Origin of the sequence: Candidatus Synechococcus spongiarum SH4 (assembly GCF_000586015.1) — a bacterium.
GTDB lineage: Bacteria > Cyanobacteriota > Cyanobacteriia > PCC-6307 > Cyanobiaceae > Synechococcus_B > Synechococcus_B spongiarum_F.
Genome location: NZ_JENA01000251.1, coordinates 1 through 2,348, shown reverse-complemented (window position 1 = coordinate 2,348; position 2,348 = coordinate 1). Strand labels below are relative to the sequence as shown.

General features: G+C 60.7%; 3 protein-coding genes. 1 reads left to right on the top strand and 2 read right to left on the bottom strand.

Going from position 1 to position 2,348, the window contains the following annotated elements:
• Together BG35_RS13770 and BG35_RS11235 are read right to left on the bottom strand one after the other, a co-directional pair.
• On the bottom strand, nucleotides 1-219 hold a 219-nt coding region (locus BG35_RS13770; RefSeq protein ID WP_236619847.1), incomplete at its 3' end, for a hypothetical protein.
• 859 nt (nucleotides 220-1,078) lie between these two features.
• On the bottom strand, nucleotides 1,079-1,594 hold the full coding sequence (locus tag BG35_RS11235) for a helix-turn-helix transcriptional regulator (RefSeq protein WP_025782600.1): 516 nt from the start codon (nucleotides 1,592-1,594) through the stop codon (nucleotides 1,079-1,081).
• 112 nt (nucleotides 1,595-1,706) lie between these two features.
• Here BG35_RS11235 and BG35_RS0109275 point away from each other — a divergent pair.
• On the top strand, nucleotides 1,707-2,348 hold a 642-nt coding region (locus BG35_RS0109275; RefSeq protein WP_025782599.1), incomplete at its 3' end, for a ribonuclease D.

Genomic DNA, 2,348 nt, shown 5'->3' with positions numbered 1-2,348 from the left:
CTCCTTAATATTAAATTTGTCCAGGGCTTCTTGAACCTTTTTCTCGGCTTGCATATCCACAAGACTTCTTTTTACTTCCTCCTGGATACTCCGTTTTACCTCCTCCCGAATGCTCCGTTTGATTTCCTCCTTGATTCGCTGGGGAACAAATCGGTGCCAGCGTCCCCTTTTCTGTTGGTTGTCGGGTGCTTGTTTTCCGGAGCTTGAAGAGGAGGTCATGGGAGTTTCAGGGGGAAGGGAAGGAGCGGGCTGTGGCTTCAGCCCTCAGGCTTCGGCGGCGGCAGTTCTCTGCCGCCCCCTGTGCGGGGCCTGCCGCCAGGGCCATGCATGGGCAGCGGGCAAAGGCCGCTGCCCCGGGGCGCCCCGCTCAGGGCATCGAAACGCCAGGGTCCTGGGCTGTAGGGCTTTCTTCCAGGCCAGGCCCTGCAGATAGATCCATACGCTTCTGCCCGCTGAGCAGAGGCGTGGAGGGACGGGTATAATGCTGCCACGGCAGCCGTCAGCCCCCCTTGCCGTCGTGACCAGGGGATGCCGGCGCTGGGGGGAGGTTTGAAGATCCGGGGATCGGAGGGGAGCTTCAGCCTTGGCAGCCGAAGGATGCCGCTGTTCCCAACCCCTATCGGGGGGGGGAGGGGTAAAGAATTGTTACAGAGGTCATCCGGTGCGGGCGGGGTAGGGCAGTTGGCTCATTCTCACAAGGATCATAACCCGTTGCAACTTGATTTCTTGTTTCTTTACATTGGTTTCTCCCGCCGTCCCGTTGGGGTCGTGGCTTCGATTTTCTGCATCATTCTCAGGCGACTTCAGAGGCCGGCTTTTCCTCTGTCACCGTTTTTCCAAATGCACAAGGCAAGCCCAAGGGAGCCTCTTATCCAGAACTTGGGGTTCCTTACGTCATGCCCGTGTTCTCCCGCCAATCATTCCCGCCCTCCTTCACCACCACAATCGGTAACCACCAGCAGGCGAAGGAGTAGCCCTGATTGGGGCTATGGTTTACAGCCCCATGGCTCCCAAAGGCAGGGGGCGCGCTCCCGCCTTTGCTGCGCCGCGCCGGAGAAGTTCTCCAAGCTTTACGTTCTCAGGCGGAGGCCACGGTGGAGTCAAGGCGGCCCCGTTCCGCCTGAAGCTCGTCAGCGAGGCGTTGATCCTCCGGGGTCAAGCCTGTCGTGACTCCTGTTGTCGTGCTGTGGCCGGTTACAAGACCACCGCCTGTCAGCGGGTTCAGCCGGTTTTCCTTGAGCCAGCTTCGCCATGAGGCCACCAGGGACCGGGCCTCCGGATGCACAGCCTCCGCCAGGTGCATCATGCGCCGGGGGCGCCCCCGCTTGGGGCAGCGCTTGGAATAGCTGGTGACGGCCCCTTGGCGATCCAGGAACTCGATGGCCTGTTGCAGCATGGTCTCGGAGATGCGCAGATGGGGACAGGACTTGGCCAGCTTGTTGGTTATGGCTGTGGGGTAGTCGTCCTTCTCAAGGAGGCACTCCAGGATCCAGCAGACCGACAGTTCCAGGCCCAGGTATTGAACCGGCGGCTCGGCAAAGAAGCGCTGAATATCGGGGAGGCCCATGGTGGCCAGTTGACGTCGGGAAGCCATGCGGTTCTGTGCGGCTAACCATGGCCTAGTCACGATCATTTTGATTTTCAAGGTGGATTTGTGAAGGAATTGGCAAGCTTGGAAGTGTTCCTGCCCCATGCCCCTCTGTTCCATGCCCAGTCAAGCGCCAAGTCAAGCCGCCCGGTTCGCTGTTTTTGATGGCGATCTCAGTCAGGAATGGGCCTCCTTCTACAGCGATAGTGATGCCCTCGCCGTGGATACGGAAGCCATGGGACTCTGCCATGGTCGCGACCGTCTCTGCCTGGTGCAGATTGCCGACCGCAAGGATCGGGTCTGCTGCGTGCGCGTTGCCCGTGGCCAGACCCGGGCCCCGCGCCTGCAACGCTTGATGGAATCCGACCATATCGTGAAGGTGTTCCACTACGCCCGCTTCGACGTGGCTGCCCTCCATCAGGGTCTTGGCATTGCGGTGCAGCCGGTTTTCTGCACCAAGATCGGCAGCCGTCTGGCCCGCACCTACTCCCCCCACCACGGCCTCAAGGACATGGTCCAGGAGTTGTGCGGGGTGGAACTGGACAAGGGGGCCCAGAGCAGCGACTGGGGACGGGTGGACCAACTCACGGAACGGCAGTTGGCCTATGCCGCCAATGACGTGCGCTTCCTCCTGGGCGCCATGGACCGCTTACGGGACATGCTGGCCCGTGAAGAGCGTCTGGAGTTGGCTCAGCGTTGCTTTGCCTGTGTGCCCACACTGGCGGAACTGGATCGCCGGCACTTTGGCAACATCTTTGAT

Bases quoted from the DNA above. Each gene is read 5' to 3' on its own strand.
- BG35_RS11235 (WP_025782600.1), bottom strand. From the start codon at position 1,594: ATGGCTTCCCGACGTCAACTGGCCACCATGGGCCTCCCCGATATTCAG.